24 protein-coding genes are annotated in these 26,135 nt (G+C 67.2%); 11 read left to right on the top strand and 13 right to left on the bottom strand.

The genetic code is table 11. From position 1 onward, the window contains the following. Positions 1-12: 12 nt before the first annotated feature. Both AC1RLU_RS04875 and AC1RLU_RS04870 read right to left on the bottom strand, forming a co-directional pair. Entirely contained in the window at positions 13-687 is a 675-nt protein-coding gene (locus AC1RLU_RS04875; RefSeq protein ID WP_492794166.1) for a class I SAM-dependent methyltransferase, read from the bottom strand. After that, positions 684-1,907, bottom strand: a complete 1,224-nt coding sequence (locus tag AC1RLU_RS04870; protein ID WP_492794165.1) for a BtaA family protein — start codon at positions 1,905-1,907, stop codon at positions 684-686. Before AC1RLU_RS04870 ends, AC1RLU_RS04875 begins: the two co-directional genes overlap by 4 nt. Positions 1,908-2,147: 240 nt before the next feature. Between AC1RLU_RS04870 and msrB the strand changes: the two genes are divergently transcribed. Next, positions 2,148-2,579 (top strand): peptide-methionine (R)-S-oxide reductase MsrB, encoded by a 432-nt coding sequence (gene msrB / locus AC1RLU_RS04865; RefSeq protein ID WP_492794325.1) that lies wholly within the window; start codon positions 2,148-2,150, stop codon positions 2,577-2,579. Positions 2,580-2,618: 39 nt separating this feature from the next. On the opposite strand, the gene AC1RLU_RS04860 is transcribed toward msrB, so the two are convergent. After that, complete coding sequence (locus AC1RLU_RS04860; protein ID WP_492794164.1) at positions 2,619-4,259, bottom strand: acyl-CoA dehydrogenase family protein; 1,641 nt, start codon at positions 4,257-4,259, stop codon at positions 2,619-2,621. Between the two features lie 139 nt (positions 4,260-4,398). On the opposite strand from AC1RLU_RS04860, the gene AC1RLU_RS04855 reads away from it, so the two are divergent. The 4 genes from AC1RLU_RS04855 to AC1RLU_RS04840 all read left to right on the top strand — a co-directional run bounded on the left by AC1RLU_RS04855 (position 4,399) and on the right by AC1RLU_RS04840 (position 9,088). Next, on the top strand, positions 4,399-5,325 hold the full coding sequence (locus AC1RLU_RS04855; protein WP_492794162.1) for an alpha/beta hydrolase: 927 nt from the start codon (positions 4,399-4,401) through the stop codon (positions 5,323-5,325). Between the two features lie 131 nt (positions 5,326-5,456). Beyond that, positions 5,457-7,835 (top strand): ATP-dependent helicase, encoded by a 2,379-nt coding sequence (locus AC1RLU_RS04850; protein ID WP_492794160.1) that lies wholly within the window; start codon positions 5,457-5,459, stop codon positions 7,833-7,835. 62 nt (positions 7,836-7,897) lie between these two features. Next, on the top strand, positions 7,898-8,476 hold the full coding sequence (locus tag AC1RLU_RS04845) for a TetR/AcrR family transcriptional regulator (RefSeq protein WP_492794159.1): 579 nt from the start codon (positions 7,898-7,900) through the stop codon (positions 8,474-8,476). A 123-nt stretch (positions 8,477-8,599) separates the two neighbouring features. Then, entirely contained in the window at positions 8,600-9,088 is a 489-nt protein-coding gene (locus AC1RLU_RS04840) for a hypothetical protein (protein ID WP_492794158.1), read from the top strand. A gap of 37 nt (positions 9,089-9,125) precedes the next feature. Here the strand turns inward: AC1RLU_RS04840 and AC1RLU_RS04835 are convergent, their stop codons facing one another. Continuing rightward, complete coding sequence (locus AC1RLU_RS04835) at positions 9,126-9,521, bottom strand: winged helix-turn-helix transcriptional regulator (RefSeq protein WP_492794323.1); 396 nt, start codon at positions 9,519-9,521, stop codon at positions 9,126-9,128. Between the two features lie 123 nt (positions 9,522-9,644). On the opposite strand from AC1RLU_RS04835, the gene AC1RLU_RS04830 reads away from it, so the two are divergent. Next, complete coding sequence (locus AC1RLU_RS04830; RefSeq protein WP_492794156.1) at positions 9,645-10,400, top strand: SDR family oxidoreductase; 756 nt, start codon at positions 9,645-9,647, stop codon at positions 10,398-10,400. A gap of 12 nt (positions 10,401-10,412) precedes the next feature. Here the strand turns inward: AC1RLU_RS04830 and AC1RLU_RS04825 are convergent, their stop codons facing one another. Further along, positions 10,413-11,186: a GGDEF domain-containing protein gene (locus tag AC1RLU_RS04825; protein WP_492794155.1), complete on the bottom strand. Its 774-nt coding sequence runs from the start codon at positions 11,184-11,186 to the stop codon at positions 10,413-10,415. A gap of 98 nt (positions 11,187-11,284) precedes the next feature. Between AC1RLU_RS04825 and AC1RLU_RS04820 the strand changes: the two genes are divergently transcribed. After that, positions 11,285-12,232 (top strand): 50S ribosomal protein L11 methyltransferase, encoded by a 948-nt coding sequence (locus AC1RLU_RS04820; RefSeq protein WP_142112575.1) that lies wholly within the window; start codon positions 11,285-11,287, stop codon positions 12,230-12,232. A 44-nt stretch (positions 12,233-12,276) separates the two neighbouring features. Here AC1RLU_RS04820 and AC1RLU_RS04815 read toward each other — a convergent pair whose 3' ends face one another. Both AC1RLU_RS04815 and AC1RLU_RS04810 read right to left on the bottom strand, forming a co-directional pair. Further along, positions 12,277-12,405 carry a hypothetical protein gene (locus AC1RLU_RS04815; RefSeq protein WP_274532863.1) on the bottom strand — a complete coding sequence of 43 codons (129 nt, stop codon included), beginning with the start codon at positions 12,403-12,405 and terminating at the stop codon, positions 12,277-12,279. Between the two features lie 56 nt (positions 12,406-12,461). Next, positions 12,462-12,704, bottom strand: coding sequence for a hypothetical protein (locus tag AC1RLU_RS04810; RefSeq protein ID WP_492794153.1), 243 nt, complete (start codon positions 12,702-12,704; stop codon positions 12,462-12,464). A 298-nt stretch (positions 12,705-13,002) separates the two neighbouring features. Here AC1RLU_RS04810 and AC1RLU_RS04805 point away from each other — a divergent pair, with 298 nt between their 5' ends. After that, positions 13,003-14,838, top strand: a complete 1,836-nt coding sequence (locus AC1RLU_RS04805; protein WP_492794151.1) for an aminopeptidase P family protein — start codon at positions 13,003-13,005, stop codon at positions 14,836-14,838. A 106-nt stretch (positions 14,839-14,944) separates the two neighbouring features. Here the strand turns inward: AC1RLU_RS04805 and AC1RLU_RS04800 are convergent, their stop codons facing one another. From AC1RLU_RS04800 to AC1RLU_RS04785, 4 genes are all read right to left on the bottom strand, one after another. Beyond that, positions 14,945-15,244 (bottom strand): AzlD family protein, encoded by a 300-nt coding sequence (locus tag AC1RLU_RS04800; protein WP_454033854.1) that lies wholly within the window; start codon positions 15,242-15,244, stop codon positions 14,945-14,947. Beyond that, a complete protein-coding gene (locus AC1RLU_RS04795; protein WP_113586747.1) occupies positions 15,241-15,954 on the bottom strand; it encodes an AzlC family ABC transporter permease in 714 nt (237 codons plus the stop codon). The genes AC1RLU_RS04800 and AC1RLU_RS04795 overlap by 4 nt, the downstream gene beginning before the upstream one ends. Before the next feature lie 24 nt (positions 15,955-15,978). Further along, positions 15,979-16,842: a helix-turn-helix domain-containing protein gene (locus AC1RLU_RS04790; RefSeq protein WP_492794148.1), complete on the bottom strand. Its 864-nt coding sequence runs from the start codon at positions 16,840-16,842 to the stop codon at positions 15,979-15,981. A gap of 97 nt (positions 16,843-16,939) precedes the next feature. Then, positions 16,940-18,184, bottom strand: a complete 1,245-nt coding sequence (locus AC1RLU_RS04785) for an MFS transporter (protein WP_492794147.1) — start codon at positions 18,182-18,184, stop codon at positions 16,940-16,942. 95 nt (positions 18,185-18,279) lie between these two features. Here AC1RLU_RS04785 and AC1RLU_RS04780 point away from each other — a divergent pair, with 95 nt between their 5' ends. After that, complete coding sequence (locus AC1RLU_RS04780) at positions 18,280-19,254, top strand: AraC family transcriptional regulator (protein ID WP_492794145.1); 975 nt, start codon at positions 18,280-18,282, stop codon at positions 19,252-19,254. 147 nt (positions 19,255-19,401) lie between these two features. On the opposite strand, the gene ligA is transcribed toward AC1RLU_RS04780, so the two are convergent. Continuing rightward, on the bottom strand, positions 19,402-21,570 hold the full coding sequence (ligA, locus tag AC1RLU_RS04775; protein ID WP_492794143.1) for an NAD-dependent DNA ligase LigA: 2,169 nt from the start codon (positions 21,568-21,570) through the stop codon (positions 19,402-19,404). A gap of 215 nt (positions 21,571-21,785) precedes the next feature. On the opposite strand from ligA, the gene AC1RLU_RS04770 reads away from it, so the two are divergent. Continuing rightward, positions 21,786-22,577, top strand: a complete 792-nt coding sequence (locus AC1RLU_RS04770; RefSeq protein ID WP_492794141.1) for a DUF2189 domain-containing protein — start codon at positions 21,786-21,788, stop codon at positions 22,575-22,577. Between the two features lie 348 nt (positions 22,578-22,925). Here AC1RLU_RS04770 and AC1RLU_RS04765 read toward each other — a convergent pair whose 3' ends face one another. Then, the gene (locus AC1RLU_RS04765; RefSeq protein ID WP_492794140.1) at positions 22,926-24,950 is read right to left on the bottom strand and encodes a DEAD/DEAH box helicase; all 2,025 of its coding nucleotides are present in this window, start codon (positions 24,948-24,950) and stop codon (positions 22,926-22,928) included. Between the two features lie 362 nt (positions 24,951-25,312). Here AC1RLU_RS04765 and aidB point away from each other — a divergent pair, with 362 nt between their 5' ends. Further along, the gene (gene aidB / locus AC1RLU_RS04760; protein ID WP_492794138.1) at positions 25,313-26,134 is read left to right on the top strand and encodes an AidB family quorum-quenching N-acyl homoserine lactonase; all 822 of its coding nucleotides are present in this window, start codon (positions 25,313-25,315) and stop codon (positions 26,132-26,134) included. Position 26,135 lies beyond the last annotated feature (1 nt).

The raw sequence follows: 26,135 nt of genomic DNA, 5'->3' as shown, positions 1-26,135 counted from the left end.
CGCAGCGTGCCGCTACGCCGCCCGGCGGCGCGTGACGACGGCATGCACCGCATAACCGCGATAGGGCGCGTCAAGCCGGCAATCGGCCCCGGCCGCTTCGGCAATGGCCCGCACGGCCTGCGGCAGGTTCTCCCGCGGCGTGACATGGAACAGCGCGAGCCAGCGCAGCAGCATGGCCTTGAACGGCCCCGGCAATCCGGCCTGGTCGCCGAAATCGACGATATGAAGCGAGCCGCCGGCATCGAGCCGGCGCACCGCCTCGGCGACGACGCCCTGCCAGGGCAGGATCATCGACAGCGCATAGGAGATGACGATCCGATCGAAGCCGGCAAGGCCGAACAGCGCTTGAGGATCCAAAGCAGTGGCATCGGCCTGGGCAAGCCTGATCCGGTCATCGAGGCCCGCCTTCGCAACCGAGATCTTCGCCGTCGCCAGCATCGCGCTGGAAACGTCGAGCCCGTAGCAGGCGCAATCCGGATAGCGCCGGGCGATCCGGATCAGGTTGCGTCCGGTGCCGCAGCCAATTTCCAGCACGGTCGCGCCGGCCGGGGGCTGCAACCCGTCGATGAGCTGGTCGCGGCCGAGCAGGTAGAATTTCCGGCTGGCATCGTAGATATGGCGCTGGTGCCGGTAGATCCGGTCCATCAGCCCGGCGGCCGGGCCGGCCGGCGTCTCCGTCGCGCTCACCGGCCCTGGCCCTTCAGGACATAGAGGTGGAAGCCGCCATAGATCGCCGAACGATCCTGCCGGCAGAGCTCGCGGCTCGTCTCCTCGTCGTAATGCCACTGGTCGAGGATCGCCGCGGGCACGCGGCCGGGCAGCAATCTCTCGTCGGCCGCCGTGCGGAAGATCACCCGCGCGCCCGGCCGGGCGGTGCGCGTGATCTGCGACCACAACGCTGTCAGATCGGCGTCGTTCATCCAGTCCTGCGCATCGAGCAGCACATAGGCGTCGCAGCTCTCGGCCGGCTCGCCCTCCAGGAAGCCCGTGACCGCGCTCTGGCGATAGGACACGCTCGAGGCCCGCGCCTTCACCGCCGCGAAATGTTCCGGCTGGAGATAAGGCGGGAAGGCTGCATCCGGCCCCTCGCCATAGCGCCGGCCAAAGGCCTGCTGGGCGAAGTAGTTGTCCTTGAGGTCGAAATCACAGGCCAGCCGTTCCAGCCGGAGCTTCAGCGCACCGAGAATGCCGTCCTCGCCATCGGCGGACAGCGCCTTGTACTGCGCCGGCGGGATGCCCAGCCCGTAGAGCGAGGCCGGCTGGCGCACCAGCCAGCGGATCAGCTTGCGCTCGAAGACCGGCGCGAGATGCCTGTCGTAGAGCGCCCGCTGCTCGGCCCGGTCGCGCGCCGCCAGCATCGCCCTGGGATTGCCACCGAGCAGCCGCGCCAGCACATGCCCGGTGCCGATGAAGCGCCCGAGCAGGCCGTAACGGTGGAACCCCCGAGCGAAGAGGTTGATCCGCCGCCGCCCGTTCAGCCCCCGCCCCTCCCAATAGCCGCGCGAGACGGCATCGAGATGATCAGCGATCTCGCGGTCGTAGAGCGCGACATTGGCACTATCCTTCGCCCGGCCGAAGAAGCGCAGGAAATCCTCCTGCCGCTCCATCCGCGCCAGCGCCGCGAGCTTGAGGCGGCCCAGCGCGATATGGGTGGCGTTGAGGTCGACAGCGCTGACCCGGATCGGCGCCGCCGTCAGGTAAGACAGGATGTTGCAGGAGCCGGACGCGATCGCCACGACATGGTCGTCGGCCTTGAGCCCGAGTGCCGCCATGTCGACGACGGGGTCTTCCCAGATCTGCGGATAGACAAGACCGGAAAAGGCGCGGGCGAACAGCCATTCCAGTAGGCCGGCCTTGGACAGCGTCTTGCTGCGCCGGACGGCCTGCCCCAGGCCGGAGCTGGTCATGCGGCGGGCTGCGCGGGCCGTTTGGGTCGCCTGTTGCGTCACCGGTTTTCCTCCCTTTGCGGGTGGCCGGGCTGCTAGAGGAGTCGCGTGACGGTCAGGTGACGTCTTGCGCTCCGCTGCCACGGCATCGTGAGGCTGCCTGGACTCGACAGGGCTGAAATCTCGGATGCGAAGCGCCATATTGGGGCACGAAAGCCGATGAGGCGCCGCCCCGCTGATAAGGAGATCGCAATGGGTCTGATGAGCATGTTCGGCGAGCCGAAGAAGCAGGACGAGAGTTTCCCCTTCCAGCTCACGGACGCCGAGTGGCGCGCGCGGCTGACGCCGGAGCAGTATCAGGTCCTGCGCGGCCATGGCACGGAGCGGGCCGGCTCCTGCGCGCTCAATTACGAGAAGCGCGCCGGCACCTTCTCCTGCGCCGGCTGCGGCCAGAAGCTGTTCAAATCGGGTAAGAAATTCGAGAGCGGCACCGGCTGGCCGAGCTTCGACCAGCCGCTGGAAGGCTCCGTCGAGACCAGCGAGGACCGCAAGTTCGGCATGGTCCGCGTCGAGGTGCATTGCGCCAATTGCGGCGGCCATCTCGGCCACGTCTTCCCCGACGGCCCGCCGCCTACCGGCCTACGCTACTGCATCAACGGCGTGGCGATGGATTTCGAACCGGAAGCGGCCTGACAACACCGTCATGCCCGGGCTCGACCCAGGCATGACGTTTCAGACAGCGGGGACGGCCCGTCGTGTCAGCGCCGCCGCATCGACACCTGGCGGCAGATCGCCGAATTGCCCTGACCAGCTCTCACCCAGCCGCGTCGCGATGAACGCATCTGCCACGGCGGCCGGCGCAAAGCGCAGCAGCAACGAGCCCTGCAGCAGCAGCGCAAGCCGCTCCGTCAATCGCCTTGCCTGCCCCTCGTTGCGCATCATCTCCGGCAATTCGCTCTCCAAACGCTTCAGCGCCACGTCATAGCGCCGGTCCGCCCCGGCAGCCGCCATCATCTCCGCCCGCAGCACATCGACCGCCCCCTCCTCACGCGCCAGCGAGCGCAGCACGTCGAGGCAGATGACATTGCCCGAGCCTTCCCAGATCGCGTTGAGCGGCGCCTCGCGATAGAGCCGCGCCATCGGGTTTTCCTCGATGAAGCCGTTGCCGCCATGGCATTCCAGCGCCTCGGTGACGACGGCGGGCGCGCGCCTCGTGATCCAGTATTTCGCGATCGGCGCGCCGACCCGCGCCAGCAGCCGTTCGCTGTACGACGCCTCCTGCTGATCGAGCGCCGCGAACAATCGGAAGGCGAGCCAGGCTGCAGCTTCCGCCTCGATCGCGATATCGGCCAGCACGTTTTGCATGATCGGCTGGTCGATCAGCGCCTTCTGGAAGGCGCGGCGATGCTGGGCATGATGCGCGGCCAGCGACACCGCCATCCGCATCAGCCCGGCGGAGGCAGCGGCGATATCCAGCCGCGAATTATGGTTCATCGACAGGCCGGTGCGGATGCCCCGGCCCGGCTCGCCGATCAGATGACCGAGCGCGCCCCTGAACTCGACCTCCGAAGAAGCATTCGAGCGGTTGCCGACCTTGTCCTTGAGTCGCTGGATCGCGACGCCGTTGCGCGTCCCATCCGGCAGCCAGCCCGGCACGACGAAGCAGGAGATGCCCTCGCCCGTCCGCGCCAGCGTCAGGAAGACGTCGGAATGCGGCACCGAGAAGAACCACTTCCGGCCATGCAGCGACCACGTCCCGTCGCGATTATCCTCGGCCACGGTCTGGGTCTGGCGCAGATCCGAGCCGCCTTGCGTCTCCGTCATCGCCGTACCGATGGTCGCGCCCGTCTTGAAATGCGCCGGCCCCTGCCGCGAGTCGTAGCGATTTGAAGTGACGAGCGAACCCCACTGCTCCCAAAGCAGGTGGTCCTGCTTCAGCACCGGCACGGCGGCATAGGTCATGCTGATCGGACAGCAGATGCCGCTCTCGGCGCCGTACCAGAGATATTGCAAGGCGGCGCGGGCGACCTGCGCGCCGGGCTCCGGCCGGTTCCAGGCGAGCGCATGCGTCTCATGCCCGATGGCGAGCCCCATCAACTCGTGCCAGGCCGGATGAAAGCCGATCTGGTCGATGCGGTTGCCGAAGCGGTCGAAGGCTTTCAGTTCAGGCGTGTAGCGATTGGCGAGCCAGGCCAGTTCCTGCACCCGTGCCGAGCCGACCGTGCGCCCCGCCTCATGCAATCGCTCACGCGCCCAATCGGCACCGAAGGTCGAGACGATTCCCGGCAGCACCGGATCGGCGGCGAAGGCGTCGTAATCCGCCAGCACCGGCACCTGGTTGGTCACCTGATCGGCGTGCGGCATCTGCGCCATGGCCTTCCCTCCGATCCGCGTCGTTAACCACCAGACTATGCCGGCATCCGCCGATTGCGAATCCGCCCGATTGCTGCCCGAGTTCCTCCCTCACCTCGCCCCGCGCGCTGCGACCGGTGCGTGACGACGGAGATCTCACGTGCAGCGACGCCTTTCGAATACCCTGCTGATTGCCCTCATCGCCGGCCTCAGTGCCTCCGTCGCTCCTGCGCACGCCCAGGCCCAACCGGCGCTGAAGGCTCAGGCAGGTGACGGCCGCCCCTACGAAATTGCCGACAGCGAGGTCTGGGACGTGCCTGATCCGGTCTCGCGCCGCGGCTATCAGGTTTTCGTCGCCTTGCCGCCCTCCTATGCGAAGGAGCCGCAGCGGCGTTATCCGGTGCTCTACGTCACCGACGCCGACTATGCCTTCCCGATCCTCCGCCAGATCAGCCGCCGCCTGAACCTCGAAGGACCCAAGGTGGAGGAATTCATCCTGGTCGGGCTGTCCTATGCCAAGGGCGAGGATGGCGCTGTCAGCCGCCGGCGCGACTATACGCCGACATCGAACGGGCCGCGCACGGCACCGGCCGGCGCGGTTCACGGCCAGGGGCCAGCCTACCAGACCTATCTGCGTGATCAGGTGAAGCCGTTCATCGCCGCCCGCTATCGAACCGATCCCGCCAGGGCGCTCTTTCTCGGCCATTCCTACGGCTCCCTGCTGGGCGCACAGATCCTCTTCACTGAGCCCGGCCTGTTCAGCGGCTATATCCTCGGCAGCCCCTCGCTCTGGTACGACAAGCGCCACGCTTTGGAGCTGGAAGCGCGCTACGCCGCCCGGAGCAAGGACCTGCCGGCCAAGATCTATCTCTATGTCGGCGCCTATGAGGCGCAACGCAAAGGCGACCGGCGCTACAGCCAGACGGTCGATATGGTCGCCGACAACCGGGCTCTCGAAGCCGCATTGCGCCGCCGGAAATATCCGAGCTTGAATCTGAAGTCCGTCGTCCTCGACGATGAGGATCACCTCAGCGTCGCGCCGCGCGGCTTCACGCAGGGCCTGAAATACCTGCTGCCGGCGCGCTGAGCCGACAGGCGGGGGATGCTGCCACCTCCCTGTGGAGCGGAGTATAAAATGATCGCTCCGGCAGGGCGCAATCCTGACATCGACGCCCTATATTCGCCGGAGAACGAATCACGCACGAGCACCGCGCACCCTTGTCCGAGACCGATCCTTTTTCCGCTCCCCCGCCTCGCCCCGGCGGCCTTGCCGCGCGCGCTGCCGCGCAGCCCGCGGCCGGCTATCTGGCGGGATTGAACCCGGAGCAGCGCCAGGCGGTCGAGGCGACGGACGGTCCTGTACTGGTGCTCGCCGGTGCCGGCACCGGCAAGACCCGCGTGCTGACCACCCGCATCGGCCACCTGATCTCGACCAGCCGCGCCTATCCCTCTCAGATCCTCGCCGTGACCTTTACCAACAAGGCGGCGCGCGAGATGAAGGAGCGTGTCGCCCATCTCGTCGGCCCGGTCGCCGAGGGCATGCCATGGCTCGGCACCTTCCACTCGATCTCGGCCAAGCTGCTGCGCCGCCATGCCGAACTGCTCGACCTGCGCAGCGACTTCACCATCCTCGACACCGACGACCAGATCCGCCTGATGAAGCAGGTGATCCAGGCCGAGAACATCGACGAGAAGCGCTGGCCCGGCCGCATGCTGGCGGGCTTCATCGATAGCTGGAAGAACCGCGGCCTCACGCCTAAGGACGTTCCCGCCGGCGAGGCCGCCGTCTTTGCCCATGGCAAGGGCGGCAAGCTCTATGCCGCCTATCAGGAACGCTTGATCGCGCTGAACGCCGTCGATTTCGGCGATCTCCTGCTGCACTGCCTGACGCTGTTCCGCGCCTATCCGGACGTGCTCCAGACCTATCACGACCGCTTCCGATACATCCTCGTCGACGAGTATCAGGACACCAACACGGCGCAGTATCTCTGGCTGAGACTTCTCGCCCAGGGCCGCCGCAACATCTGCTGCGTCGGCGACGACGACCAGTCGATCTATGGCTGGCGCGGCGCCGAGGTCGACAACATCCTGCGCTTCGAACACGATTTTCCGGGCGCGACCGTGATCCGGCTGGAGCGCAACTACCGCTCGACCGGCCATATCCTCGCCACGGCCTCGAAGCTGATCGCCCGCAACGAGGGCCGCCTCGGCAAGACGCTGCGCACCGAGGACGCGCTCGGCGAGAAGGTCACCATCACCGGCGCCTGGGACAGCCAGGAGGAAGCCCGCCTGATCTCCGACGAGATCGAGGCGATGCAGGCGAAGGGCCAGGATCTCGGCCAGGTCGCGGTGCTCGTGCGCATCTCCGCGCAGATGCGCGAAATCGAGGAGCGCTTCGTCCAGGCCGGCGTGCCCTATCGCGTCATCGGCGGCCCGCGCTTCTACGAGCGTGCCGAAATCCGCGATGCGCTCGCCTATTTGCGCTGCGTCGTCTCAGCTACCGACGACCTCGCCTTCGAGCGCATCGTCAACGTGCCCAAGCGCGGCCTCGGCGACGCGACGGTCCAGCTCCTGCACAACCATGCCCGCGCCACCGGCTTCTCGCTGATGCAGTCGGCCCGCGCCGCGGTCGAGAGCGACGAGTTGAAGCCCAAGGCCCGTACCGCGCTGCGCGAGCTGGTCGATGCCTTCGGCCGCTGGTCGACCCGCGCCGAGCATATGCCGCAGGGCGAGCTCGCCGAGCTGGTTCTGGAAGAGAGCGGCTATACCGAGATGTGGAAGAAGGACCGCTCGGCCGATGCGGCCGGGCGCCTGGAAAACCTCAAGGAACTCGTCCGCTCGCTCGACGAGTTTCCCGACCTGCCGTCCTTCCTCGAACACGTCTCGCTGGTGATGGATGTCGCCGATGGCGAGGCCGAGGCCCGCGCCTCGATCATGACACTGCACGCCGCCAAGGGGCTGGAATTCGACACGGTCTTCCTGCCCGGCTGGGAGGAAGGCCTGTTCCCGAACCAGCGCGCGCTCGACGAGAGCGGTCGCGCCGGTCTGGAGGAGGAGCGCCGCCTCGCCCATGTCGGCCTCACCCGCGCCCGCAAGAAGCTGAAGCTCTATTTCGCCTCGAACCGGCGCATCCACGGCCTCTGGCAGACCAGCCTGCCCTCCCGCTTCATCGACGAACTGCCGGAGGAGCATGTCGAGGTCGAGCAGGCAGCGAGCAGCTATTCGCAGGGCGGCTACGGCGCCTCGCGCTTCGACCGGATGGAGAGCTTCGGCTCCAGCTACAACACGCCGGGCTGGCAGCGTGCGCAGGAGAACCGGGCGAAGAACAGCGGCGGCGGCAGCGGCTTCTCGGAAAGCGGCCGCGGCTTCGGCCAGGGCGGGTTCGGCAGTTCACGCCAGCGCGGCCCGCTCATGATCGAGGGCGAGCTGACGGCGAAATCATCCGGCGAATCCGCCTACGGCACCGGCGCCCGCGTCTTCCACCTCAAGTTCGGCCCCGGCTCGGTCGCCAGCGTCGACGGCAACAAGCTGACCGTCGATTTCGACAAGGCCGGGCGGAAGATGGTGCTGGATAGCTTCGTGCAGAAGGCGGGCTGAGCCATCTGCACAAAGCCGTGACCCGGCTTGATTGCCTACTTATTAGTAGGTAGATATGGATCATGACCGGCTCGACATCCGACGAAATCCTGCGCTGCGCCCGCTCCCTCCTGATCCAGGGTGGGTATAACGGCTTCAGCTATGCCGACATCGCGAAGGTGGTCGGCATTCGCAATGCGAGCATCCACCACCATTTCCCCAGCAAGTCCGACCTCGTCCGCACGCTCGTCGCCCGATACCGGGAGGAGGCCGAGGCCGGCATCGCCGCTCTGGAGCAGCAGGTTCCCGATCCGGCTCGGCAACTGCAGGCCTATATCGGCTACTGGGAGGCCTGCATCGCCGATTCGAGCGCTCCGTTCTGCCTTTGCGCGCTTCTCGCCAGCCAGATCCCTGCCCTTCCGCAGGACGTCACTCTGGAAGTCCGCACCCATTTCCGAGCCCTCTCCGCCTGGCTGGCCTCGGTCCTCGAACGTGGCGCCGCACAGGGCGACCTGCGTTTCACCGGGACGGCCAGGGTCGAAGCGGAAGCTTTCATGGCAGGGGTCCACGGCGCGATGCTTTCAGCCCGCGCCTATGGCGACCCGGCGATTTTCGGTGTCATCACCCGCCCGCTGCTGGAGCGTCTGATGGCACAGCACTGAACCTCACCGCCCCGAAGAATGAAACGCGCCACAAAAACCTACCTATTAGTAGATAGACATTCCTGCATCCCAGACGCCCTCGCGCTCGGCGACAGGCGCAACCTTCGACAAAAGGACATTCTCATGTTTGGCATCACCCCGCTCGGCTGGGTCCATACGCTGGGCAGCCTGCCGGCCATCCCCGCAGCAGCCTATATGTTCGCGGTCCATGGCCGGATCGTGCCGCGCTCGACTGCGGGCATCGTCTACCTCATCTCGATGCTGATCGGCGCCGCTACGGTCTTCTTCGTCACGCATATGCCCGCCGGTCACGTCATCGGCGCGCTGACGCTCCTGCTGCTCGCCATCGGCTACACCATCGGCCGGACCCCACTCCCGGCGCGCGCCGTCGCCTATGTCGAGACGATCGTCCTGAGCGTGACGGCCTTCCTGCTCATGCTGCCGACGGCCACCGAGATCCTGCGCCGCGTCCCGGATGGCCATCCCTTCGTCACCGACCTGAAATCCCCGCTCCTGCTCGGGGTGCAGGCGGGCATTCTGGCCGCACTCGTCATCGGGATCGGCGCCCAGATCGTCTACCTGCGCAGGACAGGCGGGGCGGCCTCAGCCTGACCTACGAAACCATGCAGGACGCCGGCCACGCCGGCGCTTAAGCCTCCTCCCGCTCGCGGAAGGCTTTTCGCGCTGCCGAAACCTGCGCGTAATAGGTCTCAGCCCAGGTCCAGACCCCGCAAAAAGCAGCGCTGAGCTCGCGCCCGAGTTCCGTCAGCGTGTAATCGACATGCGGCGGGATCACCGGGTGGACGGTGCGAACGACCAGCCCGTCGCGCTCCATCTCGCGCAATGTCTTGGTCAGCATCTTCTGGCTAATGCCGCCGACGATCCGGCCGACCTCGGTGAAGCGCAGCGTGCCATGCTCTTCAAGCGCCTCCAGCACCAGCATCGTCCATTTGTCGGCGACCTGCGCGATGACCTGCCGCACCAGCGATTCCACCGCCGGGCTGACCGGAGGGATCGCCTCGCTGCGCTGATGCATCGCCGCCATCGCGGTCCGGATCGCCTGCATCCGACACTCTCCTTTTGGTGCGTATGGCACTTTCGAGCGCCTTCTTTCCAATGAAGAGTATCGGCGCCATCTCGTTTCACGCAACCACGAGAAGGCTTTGCCATGAAGATTTCCGGAAACACCATCCTCATCACCGGCGGCGGCTCGGGCATTGGCCGCGCGCTCGCCGAGGCGCTGCACGCCAAGGGCAACAAGGTCGTCATCGCCGGACGCCGCGAAGCCGTGCTCGATGCGGTCACCGCTGCCAATCCCGGCATGGAATCGATGCTGCTCGACATCCAGGACGAGGCCGATATCGCAGCCTTCGCCCGGCAGGCGGTCGAGCGCTTCCCGAGTCTGAACGCCGTCATCAACAATGCCGGCATAATGAAGCCGGAAAACGTGCCGGCTGCCGACAATCTCGCCATCGCCGAGGAGACGATCGTGACCAACCTGCTCGGGCCGATCCGCCTGACGACGGCACTGCTGCCGCATTTCCTGAAGCAGCCGCGCGCCACGGTCCTGACCGTCTCGTCGGGCCTCGCCTTCGTGCCGCTGGCGGCGACCCCGACCTACAGCGCGACCAAGGCCGCTATCCATTCCTGGTCGATCGGCCTGCGCGAGCAGCTCAAGGACACATCGGTCGAGGTCATCGAGATCGCCCCGCCTTACGTGCAGACCGAACTGCTCGGCCCGCATCAGGCGGTCGATCCGGCCGCGATGCCGCTCGCCGATTTCACCAGCGAGGTGATGACGATCCTCGAAACGCAGCCGGAGGCCGGCGAGGTCATCGTCGAGCGCTGCAAGCCGCTGCGCTTCGCCGAGGCGACCGGCAGCTTCAGCCAGGTCTTCGCGGCGCTGAACGCGCAGCACGCCTGAGGCGGGCGCTCCTCAGGCCACCGCAGCCATGTTCAACGCGCAGGCGGCTCGATTCCGGCCCTGCATCTTTGCGCGGTAGAGCTGCGCATCGGCCTCGGCGATCAAGTGCTCGATTGTCGTGCCGCCGGCCCAGCCGGCGGCACCGATGCTCACGGTCAGGCTGACCGGCTCGCCGCCCGGTGCCTCGATCCGGAGGCGCCGAACCGCATCGAGAACCTGCTTCGCAACGGTCTCCGCCTCCGTCAGGACGGTTTGCGGCAGATAGACCGCGAACTCCTCGCCGCCCAGCCGCCCTGAGAAGCCACTCGCGCCGACCGCGCCCGCAATCGCCTGCGCCAGTCTTCGCAAGGCATCGTCGCCGACTGGATGGCCGAAGCGGTCATTGACCTGCTTGAAGTGATCGGCGTCGATGAAGAGCAGCGTCCCCTTGCTATCCGCCGTCATCGCCTGCCCCAGATCGACCAGGAAACTTTCGCGGTTCAGGAGCCCGGTCAGGCCATCGCGGCGCGCCCTTTCCAGCAAGGCCTCATGCGCCGCCGACAACTCCCCATGCAGCCGCGCGATCTCGCCATGGGCGTCCTTCAGACGCTGCGCCTGCCGGAATTGCCAGGCGCTGGCCGGCCAGGCGATCAATAGCGGACAGAGGATACACATCAGCCAGGCGGTGCCGTCCACGACCCCGCCGAGCATCGGCACGACGGTCAACGCCAGGCCGAGCGAAGCCGCGATCGACAGCGCTGTCGCAAGGCTTGCCTTCAGGATGATCGCGCGCGTCGAGGCCGTCATGGCCTGCGGGTAGCAGGGAATGCTGAACGCCGGGTTTAGCTACGCCGCCCCCGGCCATTTCCGATGACAGCGGCGGATGCGCCTGCTAAGCCCGCGCCATGCGCGAAGGCCTCCTGCCAGCGACGGTCGCGACCGTCCTCGAACTCTCCACCTCGGGCGAACAGGCCCGGGCCCTCACCGAATTGCTCGGCGAGATCTTCGACCCCACCGAGACGGCGATCTCGGCCTTCGAGGTCGAGGACGGCATCACCACGCTCTCGATGAACATCCCGTGGAAGGTGGAGATCTATTTCGCCAACCCGCCCGATGAGGATGCGGTACGCGATCTGCTGCGCCCGATCGTCGGCGAGCTCGTCGATACGACACCCTTCACGACGGTGAACACCAAGGATTGGGTCGCCAACAGCCTCGACGGCTTGAAGCCTGTCCGCGCCGGCCGCGTCCTCGTCCATGGCGCGCATGACCGGCACGTCGTCCGGACCAACGATATCGCGATCGAGATCGAGGCCGCGCTGGCCTTCGGCACCGGCCATCACGGCACCACCGCCGGCTGCCTGCTCGCGCTCGACGCCGAACTGAAGAAGCGCCGCCCGCGCCACGCCATCGATGTCGGCACCGGCACCGGCATTCTCGGGCTGGCGCTCGCCAAGCAGATCAAGCGCAAGGTCGTCGCCGGCGATATCGATGCGGTCGCGGTCGAAGTCTCCGCCCATAACGCCCGGCTCAACCATGCACCGAACGCGCTGGATCTCTATGTTGCGCCGGGCCTGCGCCATGCCAAGGCCTGGCGCCCTGGCCATTTCGACTTCGTCTTCGCCAATATTCTGGCCGGCCCGCTGAAGCGCCTCGCCCCGTCGATCGCGCGCGTGCTCTCGTCGAACGGCACGCTGATCCTGTCCGGCCTGCTGGCGATGGACGTGGCTGGCGTGGTCTCGGCCTACCGGCACCAGGGCGTCCACCTCGCCAGCCATTCGCTGCGCGAAGGCTGGGCGACGCTGGTCATGAAAAAAGGCGGCGCAGCCCCGAGGCCGCGCCGCCTTGCCTGACCTCCGGCGCTTCCGGGGAAGCGCGAGATCGTTACTCGCTCGGCTCAGAAGCCGATATAGCCGTACTTCTTCTCGGCCTCGGCCTGCAGGCTGCGGGCATCGTGCCAGACGGCGGCAGTGAACTTCGCGGCGTCGGCGATCTGTTCGACGATATGCTTGATGATGGCGATCATGATGGAAAATCCTTGACGTTTTCAGCCACGCGGCTCGAGGCCGCAGCGGCGCGAATTCAGCGGTTGAAAGGCAGCGAGACGTCGCTCGACAGCGTCGCGGACGGGAAGCCGCCCAGCACGATCTCGGCCTCGTTGACGAGGAGGTTGCGGGCGCGCAACTGGCGGTCTGCGGAACGCTCGCGGCTCGCGACGAGCGCGGCATAGAAGCGCTGCATCACGCCCGGCTTGCTGGCGCGGGTCTCGGCCCTGGTCCGAACCGGTACGGGCAGCACGTCGGCATTGTTCAACACGTAAGTCATGGGTCTATCTCCGAAAAACGAAGGACAGTCCCGGTCGCTTCCTCGTTCTCTTATGCGATCAAGATGGGGTTATTTCGCACTTGCGAGAAGATGTGTTCGCATATGCAAGATATGCAGAAAACGCATGCGATCCGTCCATATCCATTAATGTTTGCGTCGATTGCATAACCAATCGGCACAATGCGGAACGCGGAGGCAGCGCGGCCCTACCAAACAGGCATCTCCAAACCGACGGATTTGCGCTGGCGCTTTTGCTGGTGCGAGGCGACCATGGCGCAATTCTGTGCCGGACCTCGCCATGACCGATTCGACCCTGACGACCTGCCGCTTCCAGTCCTTCTCCGAACCGAGCGATCCGAAGCTGGTTGCCGGCCGCGTCGCCGCCCTGCGCAAGACGCTGGCCGCGCAGGGGCTCGACGGCTTCATCATCCCGCGCGCCGACGAGCACCAGGGCGAATATGTCCCGGCCCATATGGCCCGGCTCGCCTGGCTGACCGGCTTCACCGGCTCGGCCGGCAATGCCGTCGTGCTGGCCGACAAGGCCGCGCTGATCGTCGACGGCCGCTACACCATCCAGTCGGCCGAACAGACCGACACCAAGACCGTCACGCCGGTTCGCATGGAGGAGACGCCGCTGGAGCGCTGGGTCGAGCAGAACCTGCCGGCTGGCGGCAAGCTCGGCTACGATCCCTGGCTGCATACCGTGGACGGCCTCGCCCGCCTCGAAAAGGCAGCGGCAGCAGCCGGCGGCAGCCTCGTCGCGGTCAAGGTCAACCCGATCGACGCACTCTGGAGCGACCGCCCCGCCCCGCCGACGGCGCCGGTCAAAGCCCATCCGGCCGCCTTCGCCGGCGAGGACAGCGTCTCCAAGCTCGCCCGCATCCAGAAGGCGCTGACCGAGGCCAAGGTCGACGCGCTCGTTGTCTCCGATCCGCATGCGCTGGCCTGGGTCTTCAACATCCGCGGTGGCGATGTCGAGCACACGCCGCTGCCGCTCGGCTATTCCATCATCCCGCGCGAGGGCCGGCCGACCGTCTTCCTCGCACCGGAGAAGATCACCAACGAGGCCGGCGATGCGATCGGCGCCGTCGGCGAGATCGCCCCTCCGGCCGAGCTCGACAGGCAGATCGCGAAGCTCGGCGCGGCCAAGGCCAAGGTCCGGTTGGACGCCACGACCGCAGCTTCCGCGCTGGCAACCCTGATCCGCGATGCGGGCGGCACGCCCGATGCCGGCGCCGACCCGATCGCCCTGATGAAGGCGCGCAAGAACGCAGCCGAGCTCGACGGCGCCCGCAACGCCCATCTGCGCGATGGCGCCGTCATGGTCCGCTATCTCTCCTGGCTGGCGCGCGAAGCGCCGAAGGGCGGCCTGACCGAGATCGATGCGGTCGCCGCGCTCGAAGCCGAGCGACTGAAGACCGGCCTGCTCAAGGACGTGTCCTTCACCACCATCGCCGGCGCCGGCCCCAACGCGGCGCTGCCGCATTACCGCGTCAGTGAGGCCACCAACCGCAAGCTGGAGCCCGGCATCTTCCTGGTCGATTCAGGCGGCCAGTATGAGGACGGCACCACCGACATCACCCGTACCATGGTGATCGGCACGCCCACGGCCGAGATGCGCGACCGCTATACCCGCGTGCTCAAAGGCCATCTCGCGATCTCGCGGCTGGTCTTCGTCAAGGGAACCTCAGGCGCGCAGCTCGACGCCTTCGCCCGGCTGCCGCTCTGGCAGGGCGGCTTCGATTTCGACCACGGCACCGGCCACGGCGTCGGCAGCTACCTCTCGGTGCATGAGGGGCCGCAGCGCCTCTCCAAGCTCGGCACCACGCCATTGGAGCCGGGCATGATCCTCTCCAACGAGCCCGGCTACTACAAGCAGGGCGAATACGGCATCCGCATCGAGAACCTGATCGTGGTCGAGGAGCGCCAGATTCCGGGGGCCGAGCGCGTGATCTACGGCTTCGAGACGATCACCTGGTGCCCCTATGAGCACGCCCTGATCGAGAAAGACATGCTCGATGCCGGCGAGATCGCCTGGATCGACGCCTACCACGCCAAGGTCTGGGAGAAGCTCTCGCCGCAGGTCGAGGGCGAGGCGAAGGCGTGGCTGGAGGTGGCTTGCCGGCCGTTGTGAAGCTCCGCGTCATGGTCGGGCTTGTCCCGACCATCCACGTCTTCCTTCATCAAGCCCAGTGTTCAAGACGTGGATGCTCGCCACAAGGGCGAGCATGACGGCAGTGCTAGAACACCATCCTGAAACCGACCACCGCGACAACCCCGACCGCCACCACACCCAGCAATGGCAGCCGCGTCGCGGCGAGCGCCGTCACCGCCGCCGCCGCCGTTTCCGCCCAGCCGGTCGCGAGCGCGCTCGGCGCGATCACCGCGATCAGCACGGCGGGTGGGATCGCGTCGAAGGCGGCCTGCGCGCGTGGCGAGAGGCTGAGCCGCCCGGCCAGCGCCAGCCCGGCGACGCGCGTGAAATAGGTCACGATCGCCATGCCGAGGAAGGCGAGGAGGTTGATCGGATCGACGCTCACGCCTTGGCCTCCTCGGTCGCCGGCTGTTCTTCACTTCCGGCCGCAAGCCATGCCGCCAGCAACCCGCAGAGTGCGCCCGCCGCGACATGCCACGGCGGCCCGGCCAATCGATAGGTCACGGCGGAGGCAATGCCGGCCGCTGCCACCGTCCAGAACGTCACCCGGCCCTTCCAGAAGGCGGCGACGAGCGCGATGAACAGCGCCGTGAAGGCGAAATCCGCGCCGAGCCGCTTGGGATCGCCGAGCACGGCGCCGATCATCGCGCCGAGCGTCGAATTGATCAGCCAACCGGCGACGAAGGGGATCACCATCGCGAACCAATAGGCCGGCGTCAGGCGGTGGGTGCGGGCGCGCTTCTCGGCCAGCGCCCAGTTCTCGTCGGCCATGTAGTAGAGGCCGAGGAATTTCTGCCAGCGGCTGAAGCCCTGGAGCTTGGGTGCGAGCGAAGCGCCCATCAGCACATGGCGCGCATTGATGAGCAGTGTCGAGAACACCAGCGCGGCGACCGGCGCCGGGCTCGCCCACAGCTCGATCGCGGCGAACTGCGCCCCGCCGGCGAAGACCATGATGCTCATCAGGAAGACTTCGAGCGGCGAGAGCCCCTTGCTGGCCGCGACCGCGCCGAAGAGCAGCCCGATCGGCGCTGCGGCGACCGCGGCCGGCCAGATATCGTTCAGGCCGCGCCTGATGTCGTCACGCATCGTCGACATGGAAATGTTCTCTCGAAAACCGATTCAGGCGGCATGCGCCGCGCGGAAGGCACCGGGCGTGACGCCAAAGCGGGCCTTGAAGGCGCGGGTCAGATGCGGCTGGTCGCAGAAGCCGGTCGCCGCCGCGACGTCGCCGGGCATCTCGCCGCGCCGCAATCGCTCGCGCGCCCGCCGTACGCGAACATCAACCAGATAGGCATGCGGCGTCAGACCGGTCTCGCGCCGGAAGGCCCGGATCAAGTGGTGGCGCGGCAGCCCGGTGAGCCGCGCCAGATCGGCCAGCGACAGGTCCTCTTCATAGCGGGCCTCGAAGACCTCGCGGGCTCGGGCGACGGACCCACTCTCCACGCCCACCGGCCGCACGGCGAGATCGGCATGATGCGTCAGGCAGCGAGCATAGAAGCGCAGCAGCATTTCCTCGCTGGCCAGCAGGTCCCCGCCATCCTCGATGGCGCGATGAGCCGCCGCGAAGAGCGCAGCCCCCTCGGCATCATCGACCAGAGGCTGTGGGAAGAACGGTGTCCCGATCCCGTCCCGGCCACTGAGCGAAGCCGCGACCTCGCGGATCAGCCCGACTTCGGGATAGGTCATTCGGTAGCTGTAGCCCGGGCCATAGGGCTCGCCATCATGCGTCTCGAGCGGATTGACGAAGGTGATCTGACCCGGCCGCGCATAGTGGCGCACGCCGCGAACCCGGAAGGTTTCGCAGCCGGCCTCGATGACGCCCATCACATAGCTGTCGTGCTGGTGCGGCGCATAGGCGTGCTGGCGGAAGGTCGCGGCGAGGCAATCCAGCCCATCGAAGCGCTCGGCCGGAAAAAGCTTGGCCCGCTCGCCGGCGACGAGCGGTTCGAGGCCTAATGTCTCACCTTGGGTGACTGCTTCCATGGTGCAAGCATAAACCTTCTCGCCCCATTGCTGTCTTGAAGAAAAGTGATCGGGCGCATCACGCGCCCGATCGGTTTTGCCATTCCTGGAGAGAACCTCAGAGCGCGTGCGCGGCCGCGCTGGCACCGACGCGTTCGGGACTTCTGGAGCCCAGCAGCAGCACGCCCGCTCCGCCGACCAGCGTCGCGACGGTCGCATAGGCGATGACGCCGAGCGTGCCGAAGCCATCGACCAGGAGCCCGCCGAAGATGGCGCCGCTTGCGATCGCGATCTGGAAGGCCGCGACGATCAGGCCGCCGGCCGATTCGGCCTCGTCCTCAGGCGCAACCCGCACCAGCCAGGTCTGGAAGCCGACCGGCAGCGCACCGAAGGCGAAGCCCCAGAGCCCGACCGCGACAGCCGAGGCGATCGGCGACGCGCCAAGGAAGAGCAGGCTCACGCCCACCGCAGCTATCATGAAGGCGCCGAAGATCACCGAGGCCTTGGCGCTGCGTGCCGTGATCGCCCCGCCCGCGAAATTGCCGAAGAAGCCGCCGACGCCATAGGCGAGCAGGACGAGCGAGATCGCCTCGACCGACAGCTTGGGAATCTGCTCCAGGAACGGACGGACATAGGTGAAGCCCGCGAAATGCCCGGAGATCACCACGACGATACCGCCGAGCACGAGCGCGATGCTGGGCTGGCCGAGCAAGCGGAACAGCGTGCGGATATCGGGCGAGCCGCGCGCCGGCAGCCGCGGCAGCACCGCGATCTGAATGACGAGCGTTGCGACGCCGACCAGCGCCGAGAGCCAGAACACGAAGCGCCAGCCCATCACGTTGCCAAGATAGGCCCCGATCGGCGCGGCGCTGACGGTGGCGAGGGAGACGCCGGCGAAGATCAGCGACATCGCCTTGGGGAGCGCGCTGGGCGGCACGAGCCGCATCGCGGTCGCCGCGACCATCGACCAGAAGGCGCCAAGCCCGATGCCGAGCAGGACACGGGCGAAGAGCAGCGTCGTCAGGTTGGTGGCGATTGCCGCGATGACGCTGGAGACGATCAGCAGGCCGGTCAGCGACCAGATCACGAGACGCCGGTCGATGCCGCGCGTCACGATTGCCGCGGCAAGCCCGGCGATGGCACCGACCACGGCGGTCGCGGTCACCGCCTGCCCGGCGGCACCGACGGAGACGCCGACATCGGCCGCCATCGGGGTGAGCAGGCTCGCCGGCAGGAACTCGGCCGTGACGAGGCCGAACACACCGAAGGTCAGGGATATGACGGCAGCCCAGGCCGGCTTGTCGCGGGCCTCCTCGGCTGTATCGTCGAATTCAAGGGTCGTGGCAGAAAGGGAATCTGACATGGGGTTCTCCATGAGGTCGCCGGAAGATGGGCGTGGCCCCATGGAGTTTCCATGCTATATCATCCGCATCTCATGACCGTTCGTCCAGGATTGCGATGACCGCTTCCGCCGACCACCTGACCGAGATGCTCCGGGGCTTGCGGCTCGACGGCGTCGATTACAGCCGCTGCCAGTTGGCCGCGCCCTGGGGCGTCGTCTACCCGCCGACCCATCAGGCCTATTTCCATTTCATCTCGCGCGGCCACTGCTGGCTGAAGACACCAGCCGGCGAATGGCTGGAGCTCGCCGACGGTGACGCCGTGCTGCTGCCGCGCGGCGGTGGCCATGTCCTGGCGAGCTCGCCGGATGTCGTCGCCTCCCCACCCTGCGACTGCCGGGTTCTGGAAGCCTATGGCAACATCTTCGATGTCGAGGGCGGCGGCACGGGCAAGCATATGCTCGTCTTCACCGGCCGCATGACCTTCAATGTCGATCTCGATCACCCGTTGCTGCGGTTGATGCCGGACCTGATGCGGATGAGCGATTTCATCGCGTATGAGCCCAGCATCCCGCATCTGCTCGACGCGATGGGCCGCGAAGTCGCGATGGACCGGGTCGGCGCCGGCGGCATGCTGGCACGCCTCGCCGACGTGCTGGCCGCCGCGATCATCCGTGCCTGGGTCGAGGGCGGCTGCGGCGCCGCCAAGGGCTGGGTCGCCGCAGCGCGCTGCCCGACGGTCGGCAAGGTGCTGGCGGCGATCCACGCCCATCCCGAAACCGACTGGACGGTCGAGAGCCTCGCCGAGCTGATGGGCGCCTCGCGCTCCGGCTTCGCCGAGCGCTTCGCCGAGGTCGTCGGCGAGACGCCGGCCCGCTATGTCGCGCAGGTCCGGATGCATCAGGCCCGGCAATGGCTGGCCCGCGACAAATTGCGGATTGCGGTGGTGGCGCAGCGCCTCGGCTACGAGTCGGAAGCCTCGTTCAGCCGCGCCTTCAAGCGCATCACCGGGCTCGCCCCCAGCCAGGTGCGGGCAGCGGGCGAAGCGCCGCCGGCCGCGATGTTCACACCGGCGGCGGAGGCGGCGGAATAGTCTCCTCCGACGCTGTCATCCCGGACAAGCCGCGTAGCGGCGCCGATCCGGGATCCATGCCGGAGCGCTACCGATGAAGGTTCCGGAATGGATCCCGGGTCTTCGCTTCGCTACGCCCGGGATGACCTCTGAGGAGATGCAGGCGGTTCAGCCGCCCACCAGCTCAAACCACCCCGCCTCGTCGATCACCTCGACGCCATGCTTGGCAGCATCCTTCAGCTTCGAGCCCGCTCCTGGCCCGGCGACGAGCAGGTCGGTCTTCGACGAGACCGAGCCTGCCACCTTGGCGCCGAGCCGCTCGGCCATCGCCTTGGCCTCGTCGCGGGTCATCCGCTCCAGCGCGCCGGTGAAGACCACGATCTTGCCGGCGACGGGGCTGGCGGAGGCCACCGCCTCCAGCGGCTGCGGCGAGACCTGCGCCAGCAGGCGGTCGAGCAATTCCTCGTTATGCGGCTCACCGAAGAACTCGACCAGCGCCTCGACCACGGTCGGGCCGACGCCGTCGATGGCGTCGAGCTCCTGCCGCTCGGGCGAGGCCTCGTCGGCTGCCGCGATGCCGGCCGCTCGCAGCGCCTCGAACGAGCCGTAATGCCGCGCCAGCAGACGCGCCGTCGTTTCGCCGATATGGCGGATGCCGAGCCCGAAGATGAAGCGGTTGAGCGGCGGCGTGCGCCGGTCCTCGATCGCCTCGAACAGCTTGGCGACGCTCTGGGCGCCAAAACCCTCCTTGGCCTTGAGCTTCTTCAGCGGGTTGGCGGCGTCGCGTGCCGCGAGCGTGAAGATATCGGCCGGCTCCCTGACGGGCAGCTCGGGATCGCCGTGGAAGAACTCGATCTGCTTGTCGCCAAGCCCGTCGATGTCCATCGCGTCGCGCGAGACGAAATGCTTGAGGCGCTCGACTGCCTGCGCCGGGCAGATCAGGCCGCCGGTGCAGCGGCGGATGGCGTCCTCCTTGCCGGTGCGGGGATTGAGTTCACGCGTCGCATGGCTGCCGCAGGCCGGGCAGAGCGTCGGGAACTCATAGGGCTTCGAATCCGCCGGGCGCTTCGAAAGATCGACCGCCTCGACGCGCGGGATCACGTCGCCCGCCCGCTTCACCGTCACCGTGTCGCCGATACGGATATCGGTGCCGTCGCGGATCGGCAGCCCCTTGGAATCGAAGCCCCGGATATAGTCCTCGTTATGCAGCGTCGCATTGGTGACGACGACGCCGCCGACCGTCACCGGCTTCAGACGCGCGACCGGCGAGAGCGCGCCGGTGCGGCCAACCTGGATGTCGATGGCCTCCAGAACGGTCGTCGCCAGCTCGGCGGGGAATTTATGCGCGATCGCCCAGCGCGGCGCTCGCGAGACGAAGCCGAGCCGTGCCTGCAGAGCGAGATCGTCGACCTTGTAGACGACGCCGTCGATATCATAGCCGAGCGTGGCGCGCTGGCTCTCGATCAGGCGGTATTGCGCGATCAGCTCGGCAACGCTCTCGCAGCGCTTCATCAGCGGGTTGGTGCGGAAGCCCCAGCGCCTGAAGGCCTCGACCACGCCCGATTGCGTCGGCGCCGGCAGCACCGGCATCTCGCCCCAGGCATAGGCGAAGAAGCGCAAGGGCCGCGCGGCGGTGACTCTGACATCGAGCTGACGCAGCGAGCCCGCCGCCGCATTGCGCGGATTGGCGAATTCCGGCAGCCCCTTCTCGCGCTGGCGCTCGTTGATCCCGGCGAAATCGGCATGGCCGAGATAGACCTCGCCGCGCACCTCGGCGATCTCAGGCACGTCCGGCCCTGCAAGCGTCCCAGGAATTTCGGAGATGGTGCGGGCATTGAGCGTAACATCCTCACCCTCCTCGCCATCGCCGCGCGTCGCGGCCGCGACCAGCTCGCCCTTCTCGTAGCGCAGCGAGAGCGACAACCCGTCGATCTTGGGCTCGGCGGTGAAGGCGATGCCATCCTCCTCCTTGCGGCCGAGGAAGCGATAGACGCGGGCCGCGAACTCGGCCACGGCCTCGTCCGAGAAAGCATTGTCGAGCGAGAGCATCGGTACGCGATGCCGGATCTTGGCGAACTTGCCGGAAGGCTTGGCGCCGACCTTGGCGCTGACGTCGCTCTCCTGCTTCAGCGCCGGAAAGGCTTCTTCCAGCGCGACGAGCCGGCGACGCTTCGCGTCATAGGCGGCGTCGTCCATGATCGGCTGGTCGTCCTGGAAATAGGCGTCGTTCGCTGCCTGCACCGCGGCGGCCAGCAGCTTGTGTTCGGCCTTCGCCTTGCGCGGCGTCAGCTCCGCGATCGGCGTTTCGGAGGGGGCGGAATCGTCGGCGTCGCTCATGGCACAGCATTAGGCGAGATGATCGTGACGAGGAAGGGCAGCAGCCTTTTTGCAGCCCGTGCAAGGCTGTGCCGCCCCGAAAGCTTGCGACAAACCGGGCTTTGGCGCGTATAGTTTGCGGGCTGGGAATTGGAAGCTCGACGCCGCAGGCCGTTGACGCCAAGGTTCATGTCGACAGCCATATGGCGAACCGGGCCGGAACCGGGAGACACGCCATGGCCAATCTCGACGGCACAGTTCATGACATTGCCGCGCTCTCGCAGCCGCACGTCAGGACCATAACCACGCGGGACCTGAACGAAGCGCTGCTGCGCGGCTGGGACGATTTCAAGGCGCAGCCGAGCCACCTCGTCTTCATCGCCCTGATCTATCCCGTCGCCGGCATCCTGCTGGCGCAGCTCACCGTGAGCTACAACATCTTCCCCCTGCTCTTCCCGCTGCTCTCGGGCTTCGCATTGCTCGGCCCTTTCGCCGCGATCGGGCTCTACGAGATCAGCCGCCGCCGCGAGAAAGGCATGGATACGTCGTGGGTCCATGCTTTCGCGGTGCTGCGCTCGCGTTCGATCGGGCAGATCGCCCTGCTCGGCGCCATGCTGACCGGGCTTTTCCTCGCTTGGCTCTTCAGCGCCTGGTTCCTCTATCGCGGCATCCTCGGCCTGCCGGCCGATGTCTCGACAGCCGATTTCCTGAGGGCCGTGTTCACCACCGCGGATGGCTGGATCATGATGGTGATCGGCAATGCGATCGGCCTGCTGCTCGCCATCCTAGCCTTCTCCATCTCGGTGGTATCCTTCCCGCTGATCATCGACCGGCATGTCGACGCCCCCACAGCCATCCGCACCTCGATCGCCGCCGTCGAGGCCAATCCGCGCGTGATGATGTATTGGGGCCTGATGGTGACGGGCTTGCTCGTGCTCGGCTGCCTGCCGATGCTGGTCGGCCTGATCGTGGTCATGCCGGTGCTCGGCCATGCCACCTGGCATCTCTACCGCAAGCTCGTGGACTGAGAGCGGCCAGCCTCGTCATTCCCGGGACGAGAAGGCGCCGGTTTCCGTCATCTCCGCAGGCTCTCGAAAGCTCCGGCGGGAACCATTGTACCCCGGATCGGGTTCAACCCCTGTCAGATCGAGCCGCAAGGCTCCATTCAGCCAGGGGGCTTTTCATGAACAACATCATTTATATCGTCGGTCTTATCGTCGTCGTTCTCGCGATCCTCTCCTTCCTCGGCCTGCGCTGAGGAAGGCGAACGGGAGCGCACGCTGCAGCGCTCGAAGCCTGCTGTCCTTCAAAGAATTCGCGCTGTCACTCCCGGCTTGACCCGGAATGACAGCGCGTTTTTTTGCGGAGGCTGAAACTCAGCCGCGATTGTCGCCGCGCGGCTTGCCCTTGCCGAAGGGCTTGCCACCGGCCGGGCGCCCGCCGGCAGGCTTGCCAGCGAAGGGCTTGCCCTTCCCCTCATAGGGCTTCTTGAAACCGCCACCCGGCTTGCCGTCGTCACGGCGCGGCGGGCGCGCGTCGTCGCGCGGAGGCCTGCTGTCGGCGCGATACGGCTTGCGCTCATCGCTCCGCGGCGCGCGTTGATTCGCGTCCCTCGGCTCGAATCGCGGCCGCTGCGGCCTGTCTCCGGCAGCCTGCTCATCTCCCCAGCTCTTCCGCGGCGCAGCCGGACGCTCGGCCTTGTCCCCGAAAGCCTTCGCCGGACGACGCTCGGCTTCGGTCGTCGGCTCGATCACGATCTTGTCGCGGTCCGGGATGCGCACCGAGTCATAAAAGCGATCGGCCACATCGGCATCGATCTCGACCTTGGTCTCGCGGTCGAAGATGCGGATCGCACCGACCTCGTCGCGGGTGATCCGGCCGCGGCGGCACAGCATCGGCAGGAGCTGGCGCGGATCGGCGCCCTGCTTGCGGCCGATATCGAGACGGAACCAGACGGTATCGCCGCGTGGGCCGGCAGGCTTGCGCGGGCGCTCGCCATCCTCGCCCTCCTCGCGCCCCGCGCCGAACGGGCGGCGCTTGGCAGCATAATCCTCGTTGGTGCGGACCGGACGGCGCTCGTCGCGGCCGAAGCCAGGATCGCCAACCTCTTCCGCCGCCGGCAGGCGGGCACGATAGAGTCGGACCAGCGCGGCGGCGATATCGCGGGCCTCGCGGCCCGCCATCAGCGCTTCGATCATGCCGGCATCGTCCTCGGAGCCATCGCCGTTGAGCAGCGGATCGGAGAGCAGCCGCTCCTGATCGAGGACGCGGATTTCCTCGTCAGTCGGAGGACCGATCCACTCGGCCTCGACCTTGCCTTCCATCAGCAGGCGCTCGGCCTTGCGGCGGCGCGACTGAGGCACCAGCAGGACGCTCGTGCCCTTGTTGCCGGCGCGGCCGGTGCGGCCTGAGCGATGCTGCATCACTTCGGAATCGTTCGGCAGCTCGGCATGGATGACGAGGTCGAGTCCGGGCAGGTCGATGCCGCGCGCCGCGACGTCGGTCGCGACGCAGACCCGCGCCCGACCGTCGCGCAGCGCCTGCAGCGCCGCGTTGCGCTCGTTCTGGCCGAGTTCGCCCGAGAGCGCGACGGAGGTGAAGCCGCGCTCGAGCAGGATCGCCTCGAGATGGCGTACCGCATTGCGGGTGTTGCAGAAGACCAGCGCCACCGGTGCATTGTGGAAGCGCAGCAGGTTGACGACTGCGAGCTCGGCTTCCTTCGGGAAGACGCGCACGGCCTTGTAGGCGATGTCGGCATGGCCGCGCCGCGTCGCTTCCACCTCGATGCGCAGCGCGTCGCGCTGGTAGCTCTGCGCGAGCTGGACGATCGCCTTCGGGAAGGTCGCCGAGAACAGCAGGCTGCGCCGCTCCGCCGGGGTGGTCTTCAGGATGTATTCGAGGTCGTCGCGGAAGCCGAGATCGAGCATCTCGTCAGCCTCGTCGAGCACGACCGCCTTCAGCGCGGACACGTCGAGGCGACGGCGCTCGATATGATCGCGCAGGCGGCCGGGCGTGCCGACGACGATATGCGCGCCCTCGTCGAGCAGCATCGCCTCGCGGCGTGGATCCATGCCGCCGACGCAGGAGATCACCCGCGCGCCGGTCTGGGCATAGAGCCAGGCAAGTTCGCGCTGCACCTGCAAGGCAAGCTCACGCGTCGGTGCGATGATGAGAGCCAGCGGCTCGGCGGCGGGGCCGAGCTTCTCGGCCGTGCCCAGCAGAGTCTCGCCGATGGCGAGCCCGTAGGCGATGGTCTTGCCGGAACCAGTCTGCGAGGAGACCAGCAGGTCGCGCCCGCGGGCGGCGTCTTCGAGGACGGCGCTCTGCACCGGCGTCGGGTCGGAGTAATTGCGATCGGCGAGCGCGCGCGCGAGCGGCGGGCTCGTGAGAGAAAAGGACATGCGATATGGGCCTAAAGGTTGCGGCGTAAGATGAAGGAACGGCGCGAAGCGTGGGCGATGGGTTCAGGCGGCACTAGAGCATCGGACCGAAAAGCGGGGTTCACTTTCCGGAAAATCCGATGCCAAAACAAATAGTTAAATCGCCCCCCAGAGCGTCCGAAAGGACTCATGGCGATCTAACGGGCAGCTGCACCATCGGATGACAGCGGCTCATAAAGCAAAGTGATACAAAAGGAAATGCGGCATTCCCGCGCCCGGCGCAGGGCTGAGCCGGGCCGGACGCGCCTTGCCGGCGAGGTCAGCCGCCCACTAGCTTCCAGACCTCACCGCCCCCCCGTGCGACGCCGAAGCGGAGAACAGCCATGGTCCAGCAGTCCCGCCGCATCGGCGCCTTCGATGTCTCGATCCTGCATGACGGCGTCTTCGAGGCGCCGCTCGACGTCCTGATCCATGCGGATGGGGAGGTGACCCGCAATGAGGCCGTCGCGCGCTGGGGCAAACCGAAGGTCAGCATTATCGTGAACTGCTTCGCGCTGAAGGGAGCGGACGGGATCACCCTCGTCGATGCCGGCACCGGCCCCTCCTGGGGCAAAGCGATGGGCCATGCCCCGGCTGCGATGGTGGCTGCAGGCATCGCGCCCGAAGACGTCGCCCGTGTTCTGATCACGCATCTCCATGGCGACCACGCACTCGGCCTGTTCGACGGCGACAAGCCCTTCTTCCCGAATGCCGAGATCATCGTGCCCGAGGCCGATTTCGGCTTCTATCGCGACGAGGCCAATCGCGCACGCACCCCGGAGAAGAAACAGGGCGCCTTCGCCATCGCCGCGACTTTGAAGAAGCATTATGCCGGCCGCATCCGTTCGGTTCCGGCGGGCGAGGCGCAGGCCGGCATCACGTTGATCCCCCTGCCCGGCCACAGCTTCGGCCATAGCGGCTACCTGATCGAGGGTGATGGCGAGAGCCTGCTGCTCTGGGGCGATGCGCTGCATCTCTCCGACCTCCAGGCTTCGGACCCGGCTATCGGCTTCGTCTATGATTTCGACGCCGCGACCGCGGTGGCTTCGCGCCGCGGTATCCTGGAACGCGCCGCGCACGAGAACTGGCTCGTCTCGGGCGGCCATGTCGATGGCTTCAGGCGCGTCGTGAAAAAGGGCGCAAGCTACGAATTGCAGCCGGCCTGAC

The sequence above is a fragment of the Allobosea sp. GW822-FHT05A11 genome, assembly GCF_058800455.1.
Note: the sequence above shows the minus strand (reverse complement) of the source record. Positions and strands in the feature narration are given on the sequence as shown.

Bases quoted from the DNA above. Each gene is read 5' to 3' on its own strand.
- AC1RLU_RS04870 (WP_492794165.1), bottom strand. From the start codon at position 1,907: ATGACCAGCTCCGGCCTGGGGCAGGCCGTCCGGCGCAGCAAGACGCTG.
- AC1RLU_RS04815 (WP_274532863.1), bottom strand. From the start codon at position 12,405: ATGATCGCCATCATCAAGCATATCGTCGAACAGATCGCCGACGCCGCG.
- AC1RLU_RS04780 (WP_492794145.1), top strand. From the start codon at position 18,280: ATGACCGCTTCCGCCGACCACCTGACCGAGATGCTCCGGGGCTTGCGG.
- AC1RLU_RS04790 (WP_492794148.1), bottom strand. From the start codon at position 16,842: ATGGAAGCAGTCACCCAAGGTGAGACATTAGGCCTCGAACCGCTCGTC.
- AC1RLU_RS04840 (WP_492794158.1), top strand. From the start codon at position 8,600: ATGTTTGGCATCACCCCGCTCGGCTGGGTCCATACGCTGGGCAGCCTG.
- AC1RLU_RS04795 (WP_113586747.1), bottom strand. From the start codon at position 15,954: ATGTCGACGATGCGTGACGACATCAGGCGCGGCCTGAACGATATCTGG.
- AC1RLU_RS04825 (WP_492794155.1), bottom strand. From the start codon at position 11,186: ATGACGGCCTCGACGCGCGCGATCATCCTGAAGGCAAGCCTTGCGACA.
- ligA (WP_492794143.1), bottom strand. From the start codon at position 21,570: ATGAGCGACGCCGACGATTCCGCCCCCTCCGAAACGCCGATCGCGGAG.
- AC1RLU_RS04835 (WP_492794323.1), bottom strand. From the start codon at position 9,521: ATGGCGGCGATGCATCAGCGCAGCGAGGCGATCCCTCCGGTCAGCCCG.
- msrB (WP_492794325.1), top strand. From the start codon at position 2,148: ATGAGCATGTTCGGCGAGCCGAAGAAGCAGGACGAGAGTTTCCCCTTC.
- AC1RLU_RS04845 (WP_492794159.1), top strand. From the start codon at position 7,898: ATGACCGGCTCGACATCCGACGAAATCCTGCGCTGCGCCCGCTCCCTC.
- AC1RLU_RS04765 (WP_492794140.1), bottom strand. From the start codon at position 24,950: ATGTCCTTTTCTCTCACGAGCCCGCCGCTCGCGCGCGCGCTCGCCGAT.
- AC1RLU_RS04830 (WP_492794156.1), top strand. From the start codon at position 9,645: ATGAAGATTTCCGGAAACACCATCCTCATCACCGGCGGCGGCTCGGGC.
- AC1RLU_RS04785 (WP_492794147.1), bottom strand. From the start codon at position 18,184: ATGTCAGATTCCCTTTCTGCCACGACCCTTGAATTCGACGATACAGCC.
- aidB (WP_492794138.1), top strand. From the start codon at position 25,313: ATGGTCCAGCAGTCCCGCCGCATCGGCGCCTTCGATGTCTCGATCCTG.
- AC1RLU_RS04810 (WP_492794153.1), bottom strand. From the start codon at position 12,704: ATGACTTACGTGTTGAACAATGCCGACGTGCTGCCCGTACCGGTTCGG.
- AC1RLU_RS04860 (WP_492794164.1), bottom strand. From the start codon at position 4,259: ATGGCGCAGATGCCGCACGCCGATCAGGTGACCAACCAGGTGCCGGTG.
- AC1RLU_RS04770 (WP_492794141.1), top strand. From the start codon at position 21,786: ATGGCCAATCTCGACGGCACAGTTCATGACATTGCCGCGCTCTCGCAG.
- AC1RLU_RS04820 (WP_142112575.1), top strand. From the start codon at position 11,285: ATGCGCGAAGGCCTCCTGCCAGCGACGGTCGCGACCGTCCTCGAACTC.
- AC1RLU_RS04805 (WP_492794151.1), top strand. From the start codon at position 13,003: ATGACCGATTCGACCCTGACGACCTGCCGCTTCCAGTCCTTCTCCGAA.